The organism is Pseudomonas sp. Ag1 (genome assembly GCF_000278565.1).
Classification (GTDB): Bacteria; Pseudomonadota; Gammaproteobacteria; order Pseudomonadales; family Pseudomonadaceae; genus Aquipseudomonas.
Genome location: NZ_AKVH01000113.1, coordinates 170,370 through 185,438 on the forward strand (window position 1 = coordinate 170,370; position 15,069 = coordinate 185,438).

Consider the following 15,069-nt stretch of genomic DNA (forward strand, 5'->3'; position numbering starts at 1 on the left):
GGAAGGAGAAACGCCAATAAATCCGGGGCTTGCGAGGAGGTTGGAGCGATTTCGTGGAAACAATCTGTAATCGTTGTAAGGCAAAATCTGTGGCGAGGGAGCTTGCTCCCGTTGGGTCGCGTAGCGGCCCCCAGAATGGAACGGCTGCGCAGTTCAACGGGAGCAAGCTCCCTCGCCACAAGGTTGTCCGGCAGTTTTCAAAAACGTGTCAGCGCCCGCGCTTCCACAGGTACCCACCCACCGCCATCCCCATCACGCACAGGGCAGCCACGTAGTAAGCAGGGCCCATCGGGCTTTCCTTCATCAGCAGCGACACCGCTAACGGCGTCAGGCCACCGAATACGGCGTAGGCGACGTTGTAGGAGAACGACAAACCGCTGAAACGCACCACCGGCGGGAACGCTTTCACCATGACATAGGGCACCACGCCAATGGTGCCTACAAACAGGCCGGTCAAGGCGTACAGCGGGAACAGCCAGTCCGGGTGAGCCATCAGGCTGTGATAGAGCGTCCAGGACGTTGCCAGCAACAAGGCACAACCGATGATCAGCACGCGCCCGGCACCAAAACGGTCGGCCAGGGCGCCGGAAGCAATACACCCCAGGCTCAGGGTGACGATGGCCAGGCTATTGGCCTGCAGCGCCACCGTTGGGCTGAAGTGGTAGATCGTTTGCAGCACGGTCGGCGTCATCAGGATAACCACGACCACACCGGCCGACAGCAGCCAGGTCAACAGCATCGACAGTACGATGGCGCCACGATGGTCACGCAACACCGCGCGCAACGGCAGCTCGGCCGCCAGGGTCTTGCGCTGCTGCATCTCGGCGAAGATCGGGGTTTCGTGCAGCCAGCGACGCAGGTACACCGACAACAGGCCGAACACGCCACCCAGCAGGAACGGAATGCGCCAGGCGTAATCCGACACCTGTTCCGGGCTGTAGAGCGTGTTGATGGCGGTGGCCACCAGCGAACCCAACAGGATGCCGGCCGTCAGGCCGCTGGTCAGGGTGCCGCAGGCATAACCGATGTGACGGGGCGGCACGTGCTCGGATACGAACACCCACGCGCCCGGCACTTCACCGCCAATCGCCGCGCCCTGGATCACGCGCATCAGCAGCAACAGGATCGGCGCCCACAGGCCGATCTGCGCGTAGGTGGGCAGCAGGCCCATGATCAGGGTCGGTACGGCCATCATGAAGATGCTCAGGGTGAACATCTTCTTGCGCCCCAGCAGGTCGCCGAAGTGCGCCATGATGATCCCGCCCAGCGGCCGCGCCAGGTAGCCGGCGGCGAAGATGCCGAAGGTCTGCATCATGCGCAGCCATTCGGGCATGTCCGCCGGGAAGAACAGCTTCCCGACTACCGTCGCAAAAAATACGAAGATGATGAAGTCGTAGAACTCCAGCGCCCCGCCCAAGGCAGACAGCGACAGGGTTTTGTAGTCGTTGCGGGTCAGCGGGCGCGACGGTTGCGCACTGCTTGCGGGCACGGAGGACATGGCAAGGCTTCTCTTATAGTAGTCAGGACGGCAAGCCCGGGACTTGCGGCAGGTTTGGCAAGATAGCAAATCGCTTGAAAAAGCACAGCGTTGAGCCGTTAACAGTTCAGATCCGCGAAATATTTCCGTAGCAGACGTGCAATTAATATGAGCAGGAGCACAGTTGCCGGAAAAAGCCGCGATACAGCGTCTATTTACCGACCAAATGAGCGTCGGGAGGTCGTCGTGGCGCCGACGGCTCGATATACTCGGCCCTTGCAAGCGCCAGACCCGCATCCTTGAGGGGCTGCTGTGCCAAAACGCCGTTGGTTATTCACCAGCCGATTTGGCAGAGTTTCCCTTTAGTACGCCTTACGAGAAACGCATCGAGCGGTGTATGTTGGTGCTGAAACGTTTTTCCAGAAGACGGCTATCCACTTGAAATACCCATGAAGCGTCACGGGTCAGAGGCACCGGCATGATCGAACTCGAACAAGAAGATCCTATCCCGCAAGGCGATCTCGCCCTGCAAATCACCGCACTCCCGCGTGAAACCAACGGTTTCGGCGACATCTTCGGCGGCTGGCTGGTCGCGCAGATGGACCTGGCCGGCACCGCCATGGCGAGCAAGGTTGCCGGTGGCCGCGTAGCCACCGTGGCGATTGATCGCATGGCATTCCTGGTGCCCGTGGCCGTCGGCGCGCAGTTGTCCTTCTACACCCAGGCCCTGGAAATCGGCCGCAGCTCGATCCAGATGATGGTCGAAGTGTGGAGCGACGACCCGCTGTCCAGCGAATGGCGCAAGGTGACCGAGGCGGTGTTTGTGTTCGTTGCCATCGATGGCAGCGGCCGCACCCGCTCGGTTCCGTCGCGGGCGCGTTAAACATCGCGACGTTTTGACGGTCCATTGCCCCATTGTCTGCCATTGAGAGCGCGCGCCTATGTCTACGCCCAACATTGAAACCGTAAAACTGGATGAGCTGAACGCTTGGCGCATCCGCCACAACGGCGCCGAATTGGTGGTGGCCCAGCAAGGTGCGCATATCGTCAGCTACCAGCGCGCTGGCGAGAAGCCAATCATCTGGCCCAACGATCAGGTGGTGTTCAAGAAAGGCAAAGGCATTCGTACCGGCGTGCCGGTGTGCTGGCCGTGGTTTGGTGTGTTCGATCGCAACCCGCAGAGCGTCAAGGCCATGTACCAGGGTGCCGAGCCGGCCGGTGCCCATGGTTTCGTGCGGACCGCTGACTGGACGTTGGCTGGCGTTGAGGCTGAAGGCACAGCGCTGAGGGTTGAGCTGGAACTGCCAGTGCCTGAAGGTGGCTTCCCGGGTTGGCCGCATCAGGTTGACCTGAAGATGAGCATCCTGCTGGATGATCAACTGCACATCCGCCTGACCAGCCACAACCACGGCGCCGAGACCGTCAGCCTCAGCCAGGCGCTGCACAGCTATTTTGCGGTCAGCGATGTACGCAACGTGCAGGTCGACGGCCTGGACGGGCGGGACTATATCGATACGGCCGACGGCTGGACCCCAAAGCAGCAATCCGGGCTGCTGCACTTCACCGCCGAGACCGACCGCATCTACCTCGACACCCCGGCTCAAGTGAACATCGTCGATAAAGACTGGCAGCGCCGCGTTCAGCTCACCAGCACAGGCTCGCGCTCGACGGTGATCTGGAACCCGTGGACCGAACGCGCCAAGGCCTTCAGCGACATGGCCGACGACGGCTGGCAGGGCATGTTGTGCATCGAGACCGCGAATGTGCTGGACGATGTGGTGACGCTGGCGCCGGGTGAAAGCCATACCCTGGGCGTGAGCGTCAGCGGTATCGCCCTGTAACCCCAATCAAAAATGTGGGAGCGGGCTTGCTCGCGAATGCGGTGTTCCAGTTAGTGCATGTGCTGACTGACACACCGCATTCGCGAGCAAGCCCGCTCCCACATTAGGTGCTGCGTCAGATCAGAGATCCGATTCCTTGACCGCCCGCACCTTCCCCGCATCCAACGCATACGCCGCATCGGCCAGGTCATTGTTGACCTTCTCCACCTTCAGCGTGCCCGTCACCCACAGCGGCGTGTAGATGTCATCCAGCTTCAAGCCCTTGGGATAACGCACCAGCACCAACTGGTTGGGCGGCGGTGGCGGCACGTGGATGCAGGCGCCCGGATAAGGCACCAGGAAGAACAGCGTGCTGCGGCCCTTGGCGTCGGTTTCCAGCGGCACGGGGTAGCCGCCAATGCGAATATTCTTGCCGTTCATGGCAGCCACCGTCTTGGTGGAATACATAACCGCCGGCAAACCCTTGCTCTGCTTCAGGCCACCCTTTGCGGTGAACGTGCCTTGGGCTTCCGGGGAGTTGTGGTCGATTTCCGGCATTTCTTCGAGGGCTTTCTGGTCCGACTTGGGCATCAGTTCCAGCCAGTCGGTTTCCGGCAGTTCGCCAGCGTGGGCCAACCCGGTGCATAGAAGAAGGGATAACAGAAGACGGCGCATGGAGAGGCTCGGCAAGGATTACAGTGCCGGCATTCTAGCCCTCTGCGCCTGCGCAGCGCAGAGGGCCTGGTCGCTAAATTACTTCTTTTTCAGCAGACCGTAGATCACCAGCAGCACCACGGCACCCACCAGCGCACCAATGAAGCCTGCGCCCTGGCCCGCCTGATAGATGCCCAGTGCCTGGCCACCATAAGTCGCAACCAGCGAACCGGCGATACCCAGCAGGATGGTCATGATCCAGCCCATGCTGTCGTCGCCTGGCTTCAGGAAACGCGCCAGCAGGCCGACGATCAAACCGATAAAGATGGTCCCAATGATACCCATGGCATTTCCCTCTGATTGAAGTGAATTCAGTCAAAGCCTAGTCAGACTTTGGCTTCCTGCAATCAGAGGGTGGCGGGTACCAATGGTTCCGCCCGGCCTTGGGTTATTGCTCGGCGATCAGCGCTTCGACCTTGAGGATCTGCTCTTGCAGCGTCGCGCGATCCTTGCAGCGCAGGTTGGCGTGGCCGACCTTGCGCCCGGCCTTAAACGCCTTGCCGTAGTGATGCAGATGGCAGTCATCAATCGCGATCACGCGATCAACCGGCGGCACCACGCCGATGAAGTTGAGCATGGCGCTCTCGCCGACTTTTGCCGTGGAGCCCAATGGCAAGCCCGCTACCGCCCGCAGGTGGTTTTCGAACTGGCTGCACTCGGCGCCTTCGGTGGTCCAGTGCCCGGAGTTGTGCACGCGCGGGGCGATTTCGTTGGCCTTGAGGCCACCGTCGACTTCAAAGAACTCAAACGCCATCACGCCGACGTAATCCAGTTGCTTCAGCACACGGCTCGAATAATCTTCGGCCAGGGCTTGCAGCGGGTGATCGGTGCTGGCCACGGACAGCTTGAGGATGCCGCTGTCGTGGGTGTTGTGCACCAGCGGGTAGAAACGCGTTTCGCCATCGCGGGCACGCACGGCAATCAGCGAGACTTCACCGGTGAACGGCACGAAGCCTTCCAGCAGGCAGGCGACGCTGCCCAGTTCGGCGAAGGTACCGACCACGTCGGCGGCGGTGCGCAGGACTTTCTGGCCCTTGCCGTCGTAACCCAGGGTGCGGGTCTTCAACACGGCCGGCAGGCCGATGGAGGCGACTGCGGCGTCCAGGTCAGCCTGGGACTGGATGTCGGCGAAAGCCGGTGTCGGGATGCCCAGGTCCTTGAACATGCTCTTCTCGAACCAGCGGTCACGAGCGATGCGCAAGGCTTCGGCGCTCGGGTATACCGGCACGAACTGCGACAGGAAGGCCACGGTTTCAGCCGGGACGCTTTCGAACTCGAAGGTCACCAGGTCGACTTCATCGGCCAGTTGGCGCAGGTGATCCGGGTCGCTGTAGTCCGCACGCAGGTGTTCACCCAGGGCAGCTGCGCAGGCATCTGGTGCCGGATCCAGGAACGCGAAGTTCATCCCCAGCGGCGTACCCGCCAGGGCCAGCATGCGGCCCAGTTGGCCGCCACCGATTACACCGATTTTCATCAATCAACCACCTCAGGCAATGCGTGGGTCTGGATTGTCCAGGACGCTGTCTGTCTGCTCAGCACGGAATTTTTTCAGCGCCGCGTGGAACTGCGGGTGCTTGGCGCCGAGGATGCTGGCGGACAACAAGGCAGCGTTGATCGCGCCGGCCTTGCCGATCGCCAGGGTAGCCACCGGAATACCGGCGGGCATCTGCACGATGGACAACAGCGAATCCACGCCCGAGAGCATCGACGACTGCACCGGTACGCCCAGCACTGGCAGGTGAGTCTTGGCCGCACACATGCCTGGCAGGTGAGCTGCGCCGCCGGCACCGGCGATGATCACCTCGATGCCACGGGATTCTGCTTCATCGGCATACTGGAACAGCAAATCCGGAGTGCGGTGGGCGGAAACCACCTTCACTTCGTAGGGAATGCCGAGTTTTTCCAGCATATCGGCGGTGTGGCTAAGGGTGGACCAATCGGACTTGGAGCCCATGATCACGCCAACCAATGCACTCATCGTCGTGCCTCTTCTCTCTGGGCGCCCGCAGGCGCGTCAAAAAACAACAAGCCACGCGGGAAATCCAGCGTGGCTTGTTGTACGAATTAAGGCCGGTTGGACCGGCCGAAGGCCGCGCAGTATACCGTAATAACGCAGATAAACAGCCCCTGGAATGACCATCTGTCTTACACCGCAAACAGGCGGTTTTATTGACTTCCAGGTCAGCGAACACACCAGAAAACTAATGTGGGAGCGGGCTTGCTCGCGAATGCGGTGGATCAGCCACAGATGGGTTGACTGACACTCCGCTTTCGCGAGCAAGCCCGCTCCCACATTTGATCTGTGTGGGCTCAGGTATTCTGCGCCGCGCCGCCTTCCAGCTTGCGCCACAACAACCGCACGTTCGCCTTGCGCACCAATGCACAGCGATACAACCGGATCTCCAGCGGCACATGCCATTGCGGGCCGCCGCACACCACCAGTTCACCCCGGGCCAGCTCGGCGCGCACGCTCAACTGCGGCACCCAGGCAATGCCCAAGCCCTCAAGGGCCATGCTTTTCAGGCTGTCGGCCATGGCCGTTTCGTAAATCGTGGTAAAGCGCAGCGCCCGCTGGCGCAGCAGCAGGTTTACCGAGCGCCCCAGGAAAGCTCCGGCGCTGTAGGCCAGCAGCGGCACGCTGCCCTCGCCTTCCAGGTCGAACAACGGCTTGCCGTCGGCATCGGCGGCGCACACCGGCAGCATCTCGGTGTTGCCCAGGTGCAGCGACGGGAAGATCTCCGGGTCCATCTGCATCGCCGCATCCGGGTCGTAGAACGCCAGCATCAAATCGCAGCCGCCTTCGCGCAGTGCATGCACGGCGTCGCCCACGTTGGTGGCGACCAACCGCGTGGCGATGTTCAGCCCTTCGTTGCGCAACTGCGCGATCCAGCGCGGGAAGAAACCCAGGGCCAGGGAGTGCGCCGCCGCCACTTGCATGACTTCACCCTGCCCGCCTTCCAGGTGATGCAGGTGGCGCAGCACCTCGCCGAGCTGCTCGACCACGGTCCGCGCGGTGACCAGGAACAACTGCCCCGCCGCCGTCAGTTCGACCGGCGTGCGCGAGCGATTGACCAGGGTCAGCCCCAGCGCCGCCTCCAGGCTGCGGATGCGCCGACTGAACGCCGGCTGGGTGACGAAGCGCCGCTCAGCCGCCTGGGAGAAGCTGCGGGTGGCAGCCAGGGCGCTAAAGTCTTCCAGCCATTTGCTTTCAAGGTTCATCACATCCTCCCGGGGCACGCACCATTTTGGCACACACGTCCGTCATGGTAACGGGGTCACACCGACATTATGCCGTTTATGCATAGGCCAGTGTTTAACAGCATTGGCCCAAAATCTCCTGCAAGCCTAGCATTCACAGCGTTCCGGCCTAGCCCGGGTCCATATCGAGATGATTTCCGTCATGTCCTCCGCTGCATCTTTCCGCACAGAAAAAGACCTGCTTGGCGTACTCGAAGTACCCGCTCAAGCGTATTACGGCATCCAGACCCTGCGAGCGGTGAACAACTTCCGTCTCTCGGGCGTTCCGATTTCGCATTACCCGAAATTGGTGGTCGGCCTGGCAATGGTCAAGCAGGCAGCTGCTGACGCCAACCGCGAGCTGGGCCAACTCAGCGAAGCCAAGCACGCTGCCATCAGCGAAGCCTGTGCCCGTCTGATCCGCGGCGATTTCCACGAAGAGTTCGTGGTGGACATGATTCAAGGCGGCGCTGGCACTTCAACCAACATGAATGCCAACGAAGTCATCGCCAACATCGCGCTGGAGGCCATGGGCCACAGCAAGGGCGAATACCAATACCTGCACCCCAACAACGACGTGAACATGGCGCAGTCGACCAACGACGCCTACCCGACCGCGATCCGCCTGGGTCTGCTGCTGGGCCACGACGCGCTGTTGGCCAGCCTCGACAGCCTGATCCAGGCGTTCGCTGCCAAGGGTGAAGAATTCAGCCACGTCCTGAAAATGGGCCGTACCCAGCTGCAAGACGCCGTGCCGATGACCCTCGGCCAGGAATTCCGTGCCTTCGCCACCACCCTCGGTGAAGACCTGGCCCGCCTGAAGACCCTGGCGCCTGAGCTGCTGACCGAAGTGAACCTGGGCGGCACCGCCATCGGTACCGGCATCAACGCCGACCCGCGTTACCAGGCCCTGGCCGTCCAGCGCCTGGCGACCATCAGCGGCCAGCCGCTGGTACCGGCTGCCGACCTGATCGAAGCCACCTCCGACATGGGCGCTTTCGTGCTGTTCTCCGGCATGCTCAAGCGTACCGCGGTGAAGCTGTCGAAGATCTGCAACGACCTGCGCCTGCTGTCCAGCGGCCCACGCACCGGCATCAACGAAATCAACCTGCCGGCGCGTCAGCCAGGCAGCTCGATCATGCCCGGCAAGGTCAACCCGGTGATCCCGGAAGCCGTGAACCAGGTGGCGTTCCAAATCATCGGTAACGATTTGGCGCTGACCATCGCGGCCGAAGGCGGCCAGCTGCAACTGAACGTGATGGAGCCGCTGATCGCCTACAAGATCTTCGACTCGATCCGCCTGCTGCAACGCGCCATGGACATGCTGCGCGAGCACTGCATCGTCGGCATCACTGCCAACGAAGCCCGCTGCCGCGAGCTGGTGGAACACTCCATCGGCCTGGTCACCGCGCTGAACCCGTACATCGGCTATGAAAACGCCACCCGCATCGCCCGTATCGCCCTTGAAAGCGGCCGCGGCGTGCTGGAACTGGTGCGCGAAGAAGGCTTGCTCGACGACGCCATGCTCGACGACATCCTGCGCCCCGAAAACATGATTGCCCCACGCTTGGTGCCTCTGAAGGCCTAAGCGTTTGTTGCACCGCTCACCAGGTTGAGGGACTAGACACCTCTCACCTTTTGAGGGCCTGAAGGCTCGTTCTTCAGGCCCTTTTTTTTGCCTCAAGGTTGTGAAATGACGCCAATAAAAACTCCAAGATCGCCCAACAAACCCGCCTTGCCCGTAACGCCTTGGCTGAAACCTTTAATCGCCTCGTGCAGACGGATCACCCACTCCTAGGTATAGTGCCGCCCCTCTTCGCGTCAGCGGTCGTCGGTAACGAGACCCTGGGAAGCGCGAAACCGCATGAATAACAACACCCGCAAAAGGATTGGGGTCGAAGCGTCGTGCACTGCCTGGTGCCGAGCGATGCGTCGGACCGTCCTGCGTTTGCCATTAGAAAAATCAGCGAGGAACACTCCATGCTAGAAGTCATCAACGACTTCCTCTCAGGGAAAGTATTGATCGTGCTCATTGTCGGGCTCGGTGGTTACTTCACGATCCGCTCGCGTTTCGTTCAGTTGCGTCACTTTTTCCACATGTTTTCGGTGTTTCGCGACAGCCTGAAAAGCAGCGCCGGCCAGCTCAGTTCGTTCCAGGCGCTGATGCTCAGCCTCGCCGGGCGCGTGGGTGCCGGCAACATCGCAGGCGTCGGCATTGCCGTGACCCTGGGTGGCCCGGGCGCCGTATTCTGGATGTGGGTCACCGCACTGGTGGGCATGTCTTCGAGCTTTATCGAGTGCTCCCTCGGCCAACTGTACAAACGCACCGACGCTGAAGGCACCTACCGTGGTGGCCCGGCGTATTACATCCAGCACGGCCTGCACAAACGCTGGCTGGGCATGGTGATGGCGTTCCTGCTGCTGGTGACTTTCGGCTTCGCCTTCAATGGCCTGCAAGCCCACGCCGTCACCCACTCGCTGAACAACGCGTTTGGCCTCGACACCACCTACACCGGCCTGGCCCTGGCGGTGTTGCTGGGCCTGGTGTTCATCGGCGGGATCAAGCGTATCGCCTCGATCGCCGACCTGCTGGTACCGGTCAAGACCCTGGTCTACATCGCGGTGACCCTGTACGTGATCGTGCTGCAATTCGACCACGTGCCGGCCATGCTCGCGACCATCGTCAAGAGCGCTTTCGGCCTCGACCAGGCCTTCGGTGGCCTGGTGGGCAGCGCGATCATCATGGGTGTGAAACGCGGCGTGTTCGCCAACGAAGCCGGCCTGGGCAGTGCGCCTAACGTGGCGGCAGTCGCCTCGGTTGAACACCCGATCGCCCAAGGCGTGGTTCAGGCGTTCAGCGTGTTCCTCGACACCTTCGTCATCTGCACCTGCACCGCGCTGCTGATCCTGCTCTCGGGCTTCTACACCCCGGGCTTTGAAGGCGACGGCATTGCCCTGACCCAGAACTCCCTGGCGGCGGTGGTGGGTGACTGGGGCCGGATGTTCATCTCGGTGGCCCTGGCGTTGTTCGTGTTCACCTCGATCATGTACAACTACTACCTCGGCGAGAGCAACCTGCGCTTCATCGTGGGCGACAACCGCAAGGTGCTGATGGGCTACCGTGCGCTGGTGCTGGTGCTGATTTTCTGGGGTTCCATCGAGAACCTGAGCACCGTGTTTGCCTTCGCCGACATCACCATGACCATGCTGGCGTTCGTCAACCTGTTCGCCCTGGCGTTCCTGTTCAAGATCGCCATGCGCATCCTGAATGACTACGACGGCCAGCGTGCTGCGGGCATCAAGACCCCGGTGTTTGATTCCAGCAAGTTCCCGGACCTGGACCTGGACCGCAAGGCCTGGCCGGCAAATCCGGTGAAGCCTGAGCCAGCCGCTCAAGCGACCGCAGAACTGAACGCTCAAGCGCAACGCTAAACCTAGATAGATGACACGCCGCCCGGCCTTGGGCATGCTCTGGGCCCGGCGGCGTTTTTCGTTCAGGAGATTCTTCAATGCAACCAGCCAACAACGTCATGGTGCTCTACACCGGCGGCACCATCGGCATGCAGGCCAGCGCCAACGGCCTGGCCCCCGCTTCGGGGTTTGAAGCGCGCATGAGCGAAGCCCTCGCCCAACTGAATATGCCAGCCTGGCGCTTTCGGGAAATGTCCCCGCTGATCGACAGTGCGAACATGACCCCCGCCTATTGGCAGCGCCTGCGCGTCGCCGTGATCGAGGCGGTGGACGAGGGTTGCGACGCCGTACTGGTGCTGCACGGCACCGACACCCTGGCCTATAGCGCTGCGGCCATGAGTTTCCAACTGCTGGGCCTGCCCGCGCCGGTGCTGTTTACCGGCTCGATGCTGCCGGCCGGTGTGCCCGACAGCGATGCCTGGGAAAACGTCAGCGGTGCGCTGGCAGCCCTGGGCGCTGGCCTGGCGCCGGGCGTGCAACTGTACTTCCACGGCGCACTGATGGCCCCGACCCGTTGCGCGAAGATCCGCAGTTTTGGTCGCCATCCGTTTGCCGCATTGCAGCGTAACGGCGGCGTCGCCCAAGCCGAGTTGGTTCCGGCGGCGCTGCATTACCGCCAGGCCAAGGCGCTGGCCAATGTGGGTGTGCTGCCACTGGTGCCGGGCATCGCCGCCGCGCAATTGGACGCGTTGATCGACAGCGGCATCCAGGCGCTGGTGCTGGAATGCTTCGGCAGCGGCACCGGGCCGAGCGACAACCCACAGTTCCTCGCCAGCCTGCAGCGCGCGCAGGATAACGGCGTGGTCGTGGTGGCAATCACCCAATGCCATGAAGGCGGTGTGGAGCTGGACGTGTACGAGGCCGGCAGCCGCTTGCGGGGCGTCGGGGTGTTGTCAGGTGGCGGGATGACCCGTGAAGCCGCGTTCGGCAAGCTCAATGCGTTGATCGGCGCCGGGCTGGACACCGCCGAAGTCCGCCGCCTGGTCGAACTCGACCTGTGCGGCGAACTGAGCTGACCGGCATATAACTTGCTCCTCTTCCAGCCATCCCCTGGCTGGAAGCACCCATGTTGCACTCCCACCTCACCACCCTCAATGCCGTCTCGTTGGTGCTCAATACCTTCAAGGCCGAAGGCCAACCCGCCGAGGCCTTGCTGGCCGGCAGCGGTATTTGCGCGGCGGACTTGAGCCGCGCCGACACCCGCATCACCACCAACCAGGAGATGCGCGTGTGCGCCAACGCCGTGGCCCTGCGCCGGGATATCGGCCTGGAGCTGGGCCGGCAAATGCACGTTTCTTCCTATGGCATGCTCGGTTACGCACTGCTCACCAGTGCCACCTTCGGTGACGCTTTGCGCCTGGCGCTGCGGTATCCGGCGCTGCTGGGAACACTTTTCGAGCTGGACCTTGAGGAAGACGGCACGCGCATCTGGTTCAGCGCTGCGGATTACCGGGAAAATCCGGCGCTGGAAACGTTCAACGTCGAACTCTGCCTGGCCTCGTTGAAGGTGATCTGCGACGACCTGCTGGGGCATGCCCTGCCGCTGCTGGGGGCGCGCTTTGAACACGACGCCCCGGATTACCGCGCACGGTACGCCGAAATCTTTGCCTGCCCGCTGCAATTCGGCGCCATCGCCAACGCGTTTGCCTTCGACCGAAGCTGGCTGGACCAGCCCCTGCCATTAGCCGACGCCGTCACCCACCAGGCCATGACCGAGCGCTGCCGCAAGCAAAACACCGAGTTCACCGGGCGCCAGGCCTGGCTGGGCAAGATTCGCCACCTGCTCGCCAGCCAACTCAGCGCCGCGCCGGGCCTCGACGGCCTGGCCGAGCAGATGAACTGCTCCCCGCGCACGCTACGCCGGCACCTGCATGACTTGGGCTGCAGCTATCAGGAGTTGCTGGACGAGCTACGCTTCGAGCGGGCCAAGCGATTGCTGGGCGAGGATGAGCTGCCCATTTACCGAATTGCCGAGGCGCTGGGCTTCAGCGAAACCGCGAGTTTCCGTCACGCCTTTGTCCGCTGGAGCGGCGTCGCACCCAGCCAGTTCCGCCCCTGAAGCCACTTGCTGGGGCACGGCCGCGCCATTTCGGGGCGAATTGCGGTCACACACTTTGGCCATATTTATCCCCTTTTGGCCGCTCCTGCCATTCTCATTAATCCCACCCGCCGCAAGACTGGACTCACCGATTCAGCCTGCGGAGAACAACAATATGCTGACGATCTACTCGGACGATCACCACCTGCACCATGGCCGGTGCGAGTTGATGGACGGGCAACTGATGCCCTGTTTTGAAATGCCCTCGCGCGCCGACCATGTGTTGCAACGGGTCAAGGACCGCGAACTGGGCCCGGTGCAAGCGCCTGAGGATTTTGGCCTGGCGCCGCTGCAACGCATTCACAGCCCCGCGTACCTGGACTTCTTCAAAGGCGCATGGCAACGCTGGACCGCATTTGGCCAGGACGGGGACTTGTTGCCCTACACCTGGCCCGCCCGCACCTTGCGCCGGGTCATCCCCACCAGCCTGCACGGCCAGCTCGGCTATTACAGTTTCGACGGCGGCGCGCCGATCACCGCCGGCACCTGGCAAGCGGCCTACAGCGCGGCGCAAGTCGCTCTCACCGCGCAACAGGCGATCCAGCAAGGCGCCCGCAGTGCCTTCGCCCTGTGCCGTCCGCCCGGGCACCACGCCGCCAGCGACTTGATGGGCGGATATTGCTACCTCAACAACGCGGCGATCGCAGCCCAGGCGTTTCTCGACCAAGGCCACACAAAGGTGGCCATCCTCGACGTGGACTACCACCACGGCAACGGTACCCAGTCGATTTTCTACGAGCGCGACGATGTGCTGTTCACCTCGATCCACGGCCATCCGGAGGCGGAATTTCCGTTCTTCCTAGGCTACGCCGACGAGTTGGGCGAAGGCGCCGGTGAGGGTTTCAACTTCAACTATCCGTTGCCCGCAGGTTCTGGCTGGGACCGCTGGAGCGCCGCGCTGGAGCAGGCCTGCGGGGATATCGAGCGCTACGGCGCCGACATCATCGTGGTCTCGCTGGGCGTCGACACCTTCAAGGACGACCCGATCTCCCAGTTCAAGCTCGACAGCCCCGACTACCTGGCGATGGGCGCGCGAATCGCCCGCCTCGGCAAACCGACGCTGTTTGTGATGGAAGGCGGCTACGCCGTGGAAGAAATCGGCATCAATGCCGTCAACGTTCTCGAAGGTTTTGAGGGATTCGCCCAATGAACATGCTCAAGCATCTCGTCCTCTGCGCCGCCGTGCTGAGCGGGGCCGCGCACGCCGAAGAAAGAACCCTGCGGGTCTACAACTGGTTCGACTACATCACGCCCAAGGCCCTGGAAGATTTCAAGGCGCAGAACCCCAGCGTCAAGCTGGTCTACGACATCTTCGACACCAACGAAGCCCTCGAGGCCAAGCTGCTGACCGGCAACTCCGGCTATGACGTGGTGGTGCCGTCCAACGTGTTCCTGGCCAAGCAGATCGAAGCCTCGGTGTTCCAGCCGCTGGACCGCAGCAAACTGCCCAACTGGAACCACCTTGATCCCAAGTTGATGAAGCTGATCGAGGCCAACGATCCCGGCAATAAATTCGCCGTGCCCTACATGTACGGCACCATCCTGATCGGCTTCAACCCGGACAAGGTCAAGGCCGCGCTGGGGGCCAACGCGCCCGTGGACAGCTGGGACCTGATCTTCAACGTCGAGAACATCAGCAAGCTCAAGCAATGCGGCGTGGCGCTGCTGGATTCGCCGTCGGAAATCCTGCCCCTGGCCCTGCAACACCTGGGCCTGGACCCCAACAGCAGCAACCCGGCGGACTATGTCAAAGCCGAAGCACTGCTGATGAAGATCCGCCCGTACATCACCTATTTCCACTCGTCCAAGTACATGGCCGACATTGCCAACGGCGACATCTGCGTGGCGGTCGGCTATTCCGGCAGCTTCTCCCAGGCCGCCAACCGCGCCAAGGAAGCCAGGAACGGTGTGACCGTGGACATGCGGCTACCCAAAGAAGGCGCGCCGATCTGGTTCGACATGCTCGCGATCCCCAAAGGCGCCAAGGACCCGGAAGACGCCTACGCCTTTATCAACTACCTGCTGCAACCGGGCGTGATCGCGCCGATCAGCGATTTTGTCGGTTACCCCAACCCCAACAAGGACGCCACCGGGTTGGTGGATCCGGCGATTCGCAACAACCCCAACCTGTACCCGACCGAGGCGGCCATGGCCACGCTGTATACCCTCAAGCCCCTGGGACGTGACGCCGAACGAGCCAGGACCCGCGCCTGGACCAAGATCAAGTCCGGCACCTGATCGGTTGCCGCCGG

The 15,069-nt window shown here is 62.3% G+C and carries 14 protein-coding genes; 8 read left to right on the forward strand and 6 right to left on the reverse strand.

From position 1 onward, the window contains the following. Positions 1-208: 208 nt before the first annotated feature. Positions 209-1,498 carry an MFS transporter gene (locus A462_RS01030; protein ID WP_003213403.1) on the reverse strand — a complete coding sequence of 430 codons (1,290 nt, stop codon included), beginning with the start codon at positions 1,496-1,498 and terminating at the stop codon, positions 209-211. A gap of 457 nt (positions 1,499-1,955) precedes the next feature. Between A462_RS01030 and A462_RS01025 the strand changes: the two genes are divergently transcribed. Together A462_RS01025 and A462_RS01020 are read left to right on the forward strand one after the other, a co-directional pair. Next, on the forward strand, positions 1,956-2,360 hold the full coding sequence (locus A462_RS01025) for an acyl-CoA thioesterase (protein WP_003176975.1): 405 nt from the start codon (positions 1,956-1,958) through the stop codon (positions 2,358-2,360). A gap of 58 nt (positions 2,361-2,418) precedes the next feature. Further along, complete coding sequence (locus tag A462_RS01020; protein WP_008439477.1) at positions 2,419-3,318, forward strand: D-hexose-6-phosphate mutarotase; 900 nt, start codon at positions 2,419-2,421, stop codon at positions 3,316-3,318. 120 nt (positions 3,319-3,438) lie between these two features. Here A462_RS01020 and A462_RS01015 read toward each other — a convergent pair whose 3' ends face one another. The 5 genes from A462_RS01015 to A462_RS00995 all read right to left on the reverse strand — a co-directional run bounded on the left by A462_RS01015 (position 3,439) and on the right by A462_RS00995 (position 7,230). Next, the gene (locus A462_RS01015; protein WP_023659290.1) at positions 3,439-3,972 is read right to left on the reverse strand and encodes a DUF3299 domain-containing protein; all 534 of its coding nucleotides are present in this window, start codon (positions 3,970-3,972) and stop codon (positions 3,439-3,441) included. Positions 3,973-4,050: 78 nt separating this feature from the next. Then, entirely contained in the window at positions 4,051-4,296 is a 246-nt protein-coding gene (locus tag A462_RS01010) for a GlsB/YeaQ/YmgE family stress response membrane protein (protein WP_003213408.1), read from the reverse strand. Positions 4,297-4,399: 103 nt separating this feature from the next. After that, a complete protein-coding gene (locus A462_RS01005; RefSeq protein WP_008439478.1) occupies positions 4,400-5,485 on the reverse strand; it encodes a 5-(carboxyamino)imidazole ribonucleotide synthase in 1,086 nt (361 codons plus the stop codon). 12 nt (positions 5,486-5,497) lie between these two features. Then, a complete protein-coding gene (gene purE, locus A462_RS01000) occupies positions 5,498-5,989 on the reverse strand; it encodes a 5-(carboxyamino)imidazole ribonucleotide mutase (protein ID WP_003213411.1) in 492 nt (163 codons plus the stop codon). A 332-nt stretch (positions 5,990-6,321) separates the two neighbouring features. After that, a complete protein-coding gene (locus A462_RS00995; protein WP_003213413.1) occupies positions 6,322-7,230 on the reverse strand; it encodes a LysR substrate-binding domain-containing protein in 909 nt (302 codons plus the stop codon). Between the two features lie 181 nt (positions 7,231-7,411). Here A462_RS00995 and aspA point away from each other — a divergent pair, with 181 nt between their 5' ends. The 6 genes from aspA to A462_RS00965 all read left to right on the forward strand — a co-directional run bounded on the left by aspA (position 7,412) and on the right by A462_RS00965 (position 15,055). Then, positions 7,412-8,836, forward strand: coding sequence for an aspartate ammonia-lyase (gene aspA / locus A462_RS00990; protein ID WP_003213415.1), 1,425 nt, complete (start codon positions 7,412-7,414; stop codon positions 8,834-8,836). Positions 8,837-9,228: 392 nt separating this feature from the next. After that, positions 9,229-10,680, forward strand: a complete 1,452-nt coding sequence (locus A462_RS00985) for an alanine/glycine:cation symporter family protein (RefSeq protein WP_003213417.1) — start codon at positions 9,229-9,231, stop codon at positions 10,678-10,680. A 77-nt stretch (positions 10,681-10,757) separates the two neighbouring features. Continuing rightward, a complete protein-coding gene (locus A462_RS00980; RefSeq protein ID WP_008439483.1) occupies positions 10,758-11,735 on the forward strand; it encodes an asparaginase in 978 nt (325 codons plus the stop codon). A 50-nt stretch (positions 11,736-11,785) separates the two neighbouring features. Continuing rightward, entirely contained in the window at positions 11,786-12,778 is a 993-nt protein-coding gene (locus tag A462_RS00975) for an AraC family transcriptional regulator (protein WP_008439484.1), read from the forward strand. Between the two features lie 154 nt (positions 12,779-12,932). Further along, entirely contained in the window at positions 12,933-13,967 is a 1,035-nt protein-coding gene (locus A462_RS00970) for a histone deacetylase family protein (RefSeq protein WP_008439485.1), read from the forward strand. After that, positions 13,964-15,055 carry a polyamine ABC transporter substrate-binding protein gene (locus A462_RS00965; protein ID WP_008439486.1) on the forward strand — a complete coding sequence of 364 codons (1,092 nt, stop codon included), beginning with the start codon at positions 13,964-13,966 and terminating at the stop codon, positions 15,053-15,055. The genes A462_RS00970 and A462_RS00965 overlap by 4 nt, the downstream gene beginning before the upstream one ends. The last annotated feature ends 14 nt before the right edge of the window (positions 15,056-15,069 follow it).

Bases quoted from the DNA above. Each gene is read 5' to 3' on its own strand.
- A462_RS01005 (WP_008439478.1), bottom strand. From the start codon at position 5,485: ATGAAAATCGGTGTAATCGGTGGCGGCCAACTGGGCCGCATGCTGGCC.
- A462_RS00980 (WP_008439483.1), top strand. From the start codon at position 10,758: ATGCAACCAGCCAACAACGTCATGGTGCTCTACACCGGCGGCACCATC.
- A462_RS00970 (WP_008439485.1), top strand. From the start codon at position 12,933: ATGCTGACGATCTACTCGGACGATCACCACCTGCACCATGGCCGGTGC.
- A462_RS00965 (WP_008439486.1), top strand. From the start codon at position 13,964: ATGAACATGCTCAAGCATCTCGTCCTCTGCGCCGCCGTGCTGAGCGGG.
- A462_RS00975 (WP_008439484.1), top strand. From the start codon at position 11,786: ATGTTGCACTCCCACCTCACCACCCTCAATGCCGTCTCGTTGGTGCTC.
- A462_RS00995 (WP_003213413.1), bottom strand. From the start codon at position 7,230: ATGAACCTTGAAAGCAAATGGCTGGAAGACTTTAGCGCCCTGGCTGCC.
- aspA (WP_003213415.1), top strand. From the start codon at position 7,412: ATGTCCTCCGCTGCATCTTTCCGCACAGAAAAAGACCTGCTTGGCGTA.
- purE (WP_003213411.1), bottom strand. From the start codon at position 5,989: ATGAGTGCATTGGTTGGCGTGATCATGGGCTCCAAGTCCGATTGGTCC.
- A462_RS01025 (WP_003176975.1), top strand. From the start codon at position 1,956: ATGATCGAACTCGAACAAGAAGATCCTATCCCGCAAGGCGATCTCGCC.
- A462_RS01020 (WP_008439477.1), top strand. From the start codon at position 2,419: ATGTCTACGCCCAACATTGAAACCGTAAAACTGGATGAGCTGAACGCT.
- A462_RS01030 (WP_003213403.1), bottom strand. From the start codon at position 1,498: ATGTCCTCCGTGCCCGCAAGCAGTGCGCAACCGTCGCGCCCGCTGACC.
- A462_RS00985 (WP_003213417.1), top strand. From the start codon at position 9,229: ATGCTAGAAGTCATCAACGACTTCCTCTCAGGGAAAGTATTGATCGTG.
- A462_RS01010 (WP_003213408.1), bottom strand. From the start codon at position 4,296: ATGGGTATCATTGGGACCATCTTTATCGGTTTGATCGTCGGCCTGCTG.
- A462_RS01015 (WP_023659290.1), bottom strand. From the start codon at position 3,972: ATGCGCCGTCTTCTGTTATCCCTTCTTCTATGCACCGGGTTGGCCCAC.